Genomic DNA, 6,714 nt, shown 5'->3' with positions numbered 1-6,714 from the left:
GGAGGCCTCGCGGCCTCCCCCTTTTTTGCGTTTACGGGGCGTAAATGACTCAATTACACCAGACGATCTTGTTGTTTTCGGTATTGAGCCTTTATTTAAAGAAAATAAATCGTATAACAAGGGCAACTACTATGGCCGCAATGGTCAAAAGCAGAATTGTCAGCTGATGCTGCTTGCGTCGTTTACTTGACGAAACGAAGATTGATTTTCCCTGTTTTGGCGTTTCGAGATAGCGAGCCGAATGCGTCAAGGTTTGCTTGGGTCGAGGCCCTCTTTGTTGATGAGCGGCGGATGCTTTCATCGGCTCATCGCTAGCTGCGCTGTTTTTAGATAATGGTGCGTCTTTCAGATATACAGGGTCTCCCGAGGCAACGCCCATATGTTTACGTCCCGTTTGGGCATCCTCGAGCGTTTGATATCGATTTCTCGTCACATAATCGGGCTCAGGATCATTAATGGGCTCTTGCGAGATGTGGGGGCGATGGAACCGTGGCGGCTGCGTAGAAGTATCTTCGCCCTGCGTCGGCATAAACATATTGTTCTGGTTTTGGTCGTCCATGATGCCCTTTAGCTCGTTACCAACAACGTGTACGCGCTCATTGTAAGCCCCTTGTTATTTGTAGCTGCGAACATACTTCTTATTTAAGCTCTGGTTCAAAGAACCTTAACCTTACTAAGACCTGAGTCATACACACTTAGATATGCTTATAGTACTGGACTCAAAAAACTTTATAGTCGATGTATATATGAGCACTGGGTGGGCATATATAAGAGCGTCAAAAGAAGTCTCAGTCACCTAGAAGATGACTCGGCAGTCCTTAAAAGGAGTGGTAAACATGGCAAGCATGGTTCCTTATCGTTCGGTTTTTGGCGTTCGTCCTTCTGCTAGCTCGCTGTTCGATTTGTTTGATGATATGACCGATCTTGCAAACAACTCGATTGCTTCCAAGGCGTTCCCCGTTGATGTCGAGGACAAGGGCGATGGTTATGAGGTCAAGGCCTATCTGACCGGCGTCGCTAAGGATGATATCGATGTTGAGCTTAACGAGGGTCGCCTGTCGATTAGCGTGAACGTTGTGGAGGACGAGGAGAACGAGGGCAAGAACTTCCTGCAGAAGGAGTTTAGCTCGTACAGCGCGACGCGCGGCGTGTATCTGAAGGACGCTTCGAGCGAGGGCCTTTCGGCTAAGTATGCTGACGGCATCCTGACCGTTACGGTTCCCAAGATTGTCGAGAAGAAGAACGTTACGAAGATCTCCATCGACTAACGATGGCTCTGCTTCAATCGAGAGTATGAGTTAAGGGGGCTGGGAAGTGATTCCCAGCCCCCCTTTGTTGTCTTGAGGGGCTATTGAATGGTTGTCGGTTGATACTGGCTTGCAGGGCGTATCGAGAGCTTCCGTGGCCCTTGAAGACGGGTGGCAGAACTGCCGAGTTCATCATCGAGACTTGCATCAAGCGCGTTGGCATAGCTTTTGACGGTAAGGCTTGGACGATTATTGTCCTGGCTGATGTGCATGGCGATGAGTTGTTCGGTGCGATCGGTAACAAGTTCGCGCGCGGCTTCGGCGGCCTGGTTGTTGGAGAGGTGCCCCTTTGTGGCCAGGATGCGCTCCTGAAGAAAGCGGGGGTACGCTCCTTCGCGCAACATAGTTACATCGTGGTTACTTTCGAGCGCGAGAACTCGACAGTCTTTGAGGATGCCTATGGCCTTGCTCGATAACTCTCCGGTGTCGGTGGCAAACCCAATGGAATCATCGAGAGCATTAAATCGATAGCCGACAGGATTGATGACATCGTGCGATGTTGAGTAGGTTTGCACGTGGATGCCGGCAATGGGGAGCGTGTCGCCGGGGTCAAATTCCTCTACGGGCAGGCGCGTGAGGTTTTCTTTGCATGAAAGGGTGTCCCTGCTGGCAAAGAGGGGACCATGCCAGTGCTTGCACCATACATCGAGCCCCTTGATATGGTCACCATGCTCATGGGTGATTACAAGAGCGGCGACGTCGTCTGCCGAGAGGCCAAGCTCCGCCATGCGTTTAAGTGTCTCGCGGCGGGACAGGCCGTTGTCGATCATGATGAGCCCCTGAGGTCCCTCGACGAGTGCGCAGTTGCCTTTTGAGCCGCTGCCGAGGATATGAAGGTGCAGGCGAGACATAAGATTCCAAAGGATACAATGAGTGCGGACGAATAGAGGAGGAAGCGAATGCCAACGGTATCTCAGCACTATGGACATCATGCCGCGCCGAGGACGGATAAGAGCGCCCTGGCAACGCGGCAGGCCGCTGCCCCCGTAGTGCTTATGGTATCAGGCGGTGCGGACTCGACGGCGCTGCTCCTTATGGCTTGCACATCAAAGCTGGATATCCAGGACGGGCGCGGCGTCGCTCCCATTGCGCGCGAGCGATTGCACGTGCTGCATGTAAACCATCATCTGCGCGGGGAGGCATCCGATGGCGACGAGGCCTTTGTACGTGACCTGTGCGCACAATACGGTTTGCCGCTGTGTGTTGAGCATGCCTATTTTGATGACGAATCGGGCAATATCGAGGCTGCGGCTCGCGAGGTGCGCTATGCCGCGGCACGGAGATACGTTCGCGAACTTTGTGCCGAATCGGGCGCACCGCGGACGGCGGCTCGTATCTGTACCGCGCATACTTCGTCGGACCGCGCGGAAACATTTTTGATGAATGCCATTAAAGGGTCGGGTCCCGCGGGTCTATCGAGCATTCCGCGCCGTCGGAACATTGTGGTTCGCCCCTTGCTCGACCTCACGCACGATGAACTCGTGAGCTATCTGCAGGTGCACGGTCAGCCATGGCGGGAAGATGAAAGCAACGAGGACGTTTCGTACCTGCGCAACTATGTACGCCATCGGGTGATGCCGGTGGTGGCACAGCGCAACGCGAGCGTCTGTAAGACGATTGGCGCCGCTTGCGAAATTCTGGGCGACGAAGACGCCTTTCTTTCCCAGCTTTCGGCACAGGCGTTTCGAAGCTGCCTGCGCAAGGAAGCGGCGGGCGCACTTGTGCTCGATGCGCGCCGTCTTGCCGCCGCTGAGGTTGTGATTGCACGGCGTATCGTGCGATTGGCGATTAAGCGCATCGATCCCGACGCGCGACCGGAGATGCGGCACGTGGAGCGCGTGCTCGCCTGCGTCGCTGCGGGCTCGGGCTCGGTTACGCTTCCTGCGGGAATTGATGCCCGTGTGGAGTTTGGCACGCTGGCGTTCAAGGCCCCGGCGGCGCGCGAGGGTTTAGTGGCCGATTGGATCTCCGTTCCCGGTCGTCTGCCGCTGGGGGCGGGGCATATGCTGACAGCGGAGCCGATGGCTGTGGAGCCGGGGTGCGATATCGTGCACCGTGCCCGCGAGCTTGCTGCTGCCGGAAAGGTTGCGGCCTTGGTGGATGCGGCGGCCCTGGGGTTTGCCGACCGCGATAGCGAGCGGATGTTAGCCGGCTCGCGCGGGGAGATTCCCACCGAGGCACGATCGGCGCGCCTGTGGGTGGATAGCCCTGTGCCGGGAGACGTGATGTGCCCGTTGGGGATGAACGGCCGAAGCAAGAAAGTGTCAGACCTGTTAAACGAGGCGCGCATTCCTGTTTCAGACCGCTCTGGCGTACCCGTGGTAAGAACGGCTCCGGGAGGTGCCGTAGTATGGGTCGCGGGCGTTCGCGCGGACGAGCGTTTTAAATGCACGGCCGCAACGCGCGTGGCATATCTGCTTCGTGTGGTCGATGCGGAATAGCGCTTCGCGCCAGCTATTCTGTGCGACGTTGACGGTATTCCCGCGCTGATGGCGCACGTGCTGGTAAATATACCCCGTGCGCTGCTAGAATGTGTAGTTCGCGTCCATGCGGCGGTGCGTGGGCGATAAGCACAAGAAAGGGTTGTCATGGCTTCTCAACATCCGGATATCGAGAAGGTTCTGTTTACGCAGGAGGATATCGACGGTATCGTCTCTCGCCTAGGCGAGCAGATTACTCGCGACTACGCGGGTAAGGATCTGGTGCTGATTGCGGTCCTGCGCGGCGCCGTGGTCTTTATGGGCGACCTGATGCGCAAGATCGAGCTGCCGACCAACATCGATTTCATGGCTGTTTCGAGCTATGGCGACGGTGTGAAGTCCTCGGGCATCGTGCGTATCATTAAGGACCTGGATATCGACATCCGCGGTCGCGACGTGCTGATCGTTGAGGACATTCTGGACTCGGGCCTGACGCTCAAGTATCTGATGAAGAACCTCGAGAGCCGCAAGCCCGCCTCGCTGGAGGTTGCCGCCTTCCTGTGGAAGGACGTTGAGGACCGTACCTCGGCCGTCGCGCCCAAGTATGTTGGAACCCATTGCCCCGATGCCTTTGTGGTGGGCTACGGCCTCGACTATGCCGAGCGCTATCGTAACCTTCCGTATCTGGGCATTTTGAAACCGGAGGTTTATTCGTAAGATGCCCGACGACCGTAACGATAACAATTCCCAGACTCCCCGGGAGCCTAAGATCCCGGGGATGCCCGGAGGCAAGAAGCCCGCGCGTACGGGCTGGCTGTATTTTATTTTGGCTTGCGCGCTTCTGGGCTACGCCTTCTTTAACATGGGCTCCGGCTTTGCCAATTCCAGCAATACCGTTAAGCTTGCGACGAGCGAGATGGTGAGCGCCATTAAGCAGGATCGCGTTGAAGATTTGACCTATACGGTTCAAGACGGAAGCGTGGCGGGTCATTACTGGAAGACGAAAAAGGACAAGGGTGATACGAGCGAGCTCAAGAGCTTCTCCTCGACCTATGTCGGCTCCGATTCGCTTGCCGAGCTTATGGCGGAGCACCCCGACACCAAGTACATCGTCAACACCAACGACCCCGATTTTTGGGGCGACTTGGCGATGAGTGTGCTGCCGACGATTGCCCTGATCGCCATCATGTTCTACTTTATGCGCCAGATGATGGGCGCCAATAATAGGAACATGCAGTTTGGCAAGACCAATGCCAAGACCAACGAGGCTACGCGTCCCAAGGTCAAGTTCGAGGACGTTGCCGGCGTGGACGAGGCGGTCGAGGAGCTCGAGGAGATCCGTGACTTTTTAAGCGATCCGGATCGCTATCGCAAGCTGGGCGCCAAGATCCCGCGTGGCGTGTTGCTGGTGGGCCCTCCGGGCACCGGTAAAACGTTGCTGGCCAAGGCCGTTGCCGGCGAGGCGGGCGTGCCGTTCTTTAGCATCTCGGGTTCCGACTTTGTCGAGATGTTCGTGGGTGTCGGCGCCAGCCGTGTGCGTGACCTCTTTAAGGAGGCCAAGTCTCAGGCTCCGTCGATCATCTTTATTGACGAGATCGATGCCGTGGGACGTCAGCGCGGAGCCGGTCTGGGCGGCGGTCACGACGAGCGCGAGCAGACGCTCAACCAGCTGCTGGTCGAGATGGACGGTTTTGAGGAAAGCGAGTCGGTCATCCTGATCGCCGCGACCAACCGCCCCGATATTCTGGACCCGGCATTGCTGCGCCCCGGTCGTTTTGACCGTCAGGTTACGGTCGACCGTCCGGACGTGAAGGGCCGCGAGCAGATCTTGCGCGTGCATGCTGAGAACAAGCCGATGGACGAGGACGTTAAGTTTGAGAAGCTCGCCCAGATGACCGTTGGCTTTACTGGTGCCGATTTGGCGAACCTGCTCAACGAGTCTGCGCTGCTGGCCGCTCGCCGCCATCGTTCCGTGATCTCGATGGACGAGGTCGAGGAGTCGATGGAGCGCGTGATTGCCGGACCGCAGCGCAAGGGTCGCGTGATGACCGAAGCCGAGCGCACCACGATTGCCTACCACGAGAGCGGTCATGCCCTGGTGGGTCATATCCTGGAGCACTCCGATCCGGTTCACAAGATTTCGATTGTCAGCCGTGGCCAGGCTCTGGGCTACACACTGCAGCTTCCGCAGGAGGATCACTTCCTCAAGACCAAGAACGAGATGCTCGATGAGCTTGCCGTGTTCTTGGGCGGTCGCGTTGCTGAGGAGCTCATGTGCGACGACATCACGTCGGGCGCGAGCAACGACCTGGAGCGCGCGACCAAGATGGCGCGCGAGATGGTCACGCGTCTGGGCATGAGCGAGGAACTGGGCACGCAGGTGTTTGGCGAGGCGCAGCATCAGGTGTTCCTGGGCCGCGATTACGCCGATCACCAGGATTATTCCGAGGAGACGGCGCGCCGCATCGATATCGAGGTTCAGCGCATCATGCGCGAAGCCCATCGCCGTGCGGTCGAGATTTTGGATGCCCGTCGCGATCAGCTCGATCTGATGGCGAAGGTGCTGCTTGAGCGCGAGACCGTCGAAGGCGACGCCGTGAACGCCCTGCTCGACAACGAGTGGGATGCTTACCTTGAGCGCGAGGGCGATATCCTGGCGGCCAAGGAGGAGCGCAACGCCAAGGCGGCCGGCATGCCGACCAAGAAGTGCTCGCCTCGCATGAGCGAGGAGGAGCTGGCGGCTGATGCTGCGGCCTTTGCGCAGGCGGCCATGCAGGAGGATGCCGAAGCCGCATCCGATGATGCCGGTGATGGCAATGCTGTCAACGCTGACGGCAACACCGACGCCGACAAATAGTTCTTGTAGCGAAAGCCTCTGCGGGGAAACCTGTGGAGGCTTTTTCTTTTGAGCGATATGTTGATTGGGGACAGACTTAAATGAGCGTTTTCACGCATTTGAACTGCATCCCATTTCTTGGACTTTGAAA

Annotated in this window: 6 protein-coding genes; 4 read left to right on the top strand and 2 right to left on the bottom strand. The window is 57.4% G+C overall.

From position 1 onward, the window contains the following. Window positions 1–91: 91 nt before the first annotated feature. A complete protein-coding gene (locus tag DWX39_RS10400; RefSeq protein ID WP_117629859.1) occupies window positions 92–559 on the bottom strand; it encodes a hypothetical protein in 468 nt (155 codons plus the stop codon). A gap of 277 nt (window positions 560–836) precedes the next feature. Here DWX39_RS10400 and DWX39_RS10395 point away from each other — a divergent pair, with 277 nt between their 5' ends. Beyond that, the gene (locus DWX39_RS10395) at window positions 837–1,268 is read left to right on the top strand and encodes an Hsp20/alpha crystallin family protein (RefSeq protein ID WP_055251783.1); all 432 of its coding nucleotides are present in this window, start codon (window positions 837–839) and stop codon (window positions 1,266–1,268) included. 80 nt (window positions 1,269–1,348) lie between these two features. Here the strand turns inward: DWX39_RS10395 and DWX39_RS10390 are convergent, their stop codons facing one another. Next, window positions 1,349–2,158: an MBL fold metallo-hydrolase gene (locus tag DWX39_RS10390; RefSeq protein ID WP_117759863.1), complete on the bottom strand. Its 810-nt coding sequence runs from the start codon at window positions 2,156–2,158 to the stop codon at window positions 1,349–1,351. Window positions 2,159–2,206: 48 nt separating this feature from the next. Between DWX39_RS10390 and tilS the strand changes: the two genes are divergently transcribed. The 3 genes from tilS to ftsH all read left to right on the top strand — a co-directional run bounded on the left by tilS (window position 2,207) and on the right by ftsH (window position 6,584). Then, on the top strand, window positions 2,207–3,748 hold the full coding sequence (gene tilS, locus DWX39_RS10385; RefSeq protein ID WP_192934564.1) for a tRNA lysidine(34) synthetase TilS: 1,542 nt from the start codon (window positions 2,207–2,209) through the stop codon (window positions 3,746–3,748). Window positions 3,749–3,895: 147 nt separating this feature from the next. After that, entirely contained in the window at window positions 3,896–4,444 is a 549-nt protein-coding gene (gene hpt, locus DWX39_RS10380; RefSeq protein WP_117736950.1) for a hypoxanthine phosphoribosyltransferase, read from the top strand. Window positions 4,445–4,505: 61 nt separating this feature from the next. Continuing rightward, window positions 4,506–6,584, top strand: a complete 2,079-nt coding sequence (gene ftsH / locus DWX39_RS10375) for an ATP-dependent zinc metalloprotease FtsH (RefSeq protein ID WP_255413529.1) — start codon at window positions 4,506–4,508, stop codon at window positions 6,582–6,584. The last annotated feature ends 130 nt before the right edge of the window (window positions 6,585–6,714 follow it).

The sequence above is a fragment of the Collinsella sp. AF19-1LB genome (assembly GCF_003459655.1).
GTDB lineage: Bacteria > Actinomycetota > Coriobacteriia > Coriobacteriales > Coriobacteriaceae > Collinsella.
Note: the sequence above shows the minus strand (reverse complement) of the source record. Positions and strands in the feature narration are given on the sequence as shown.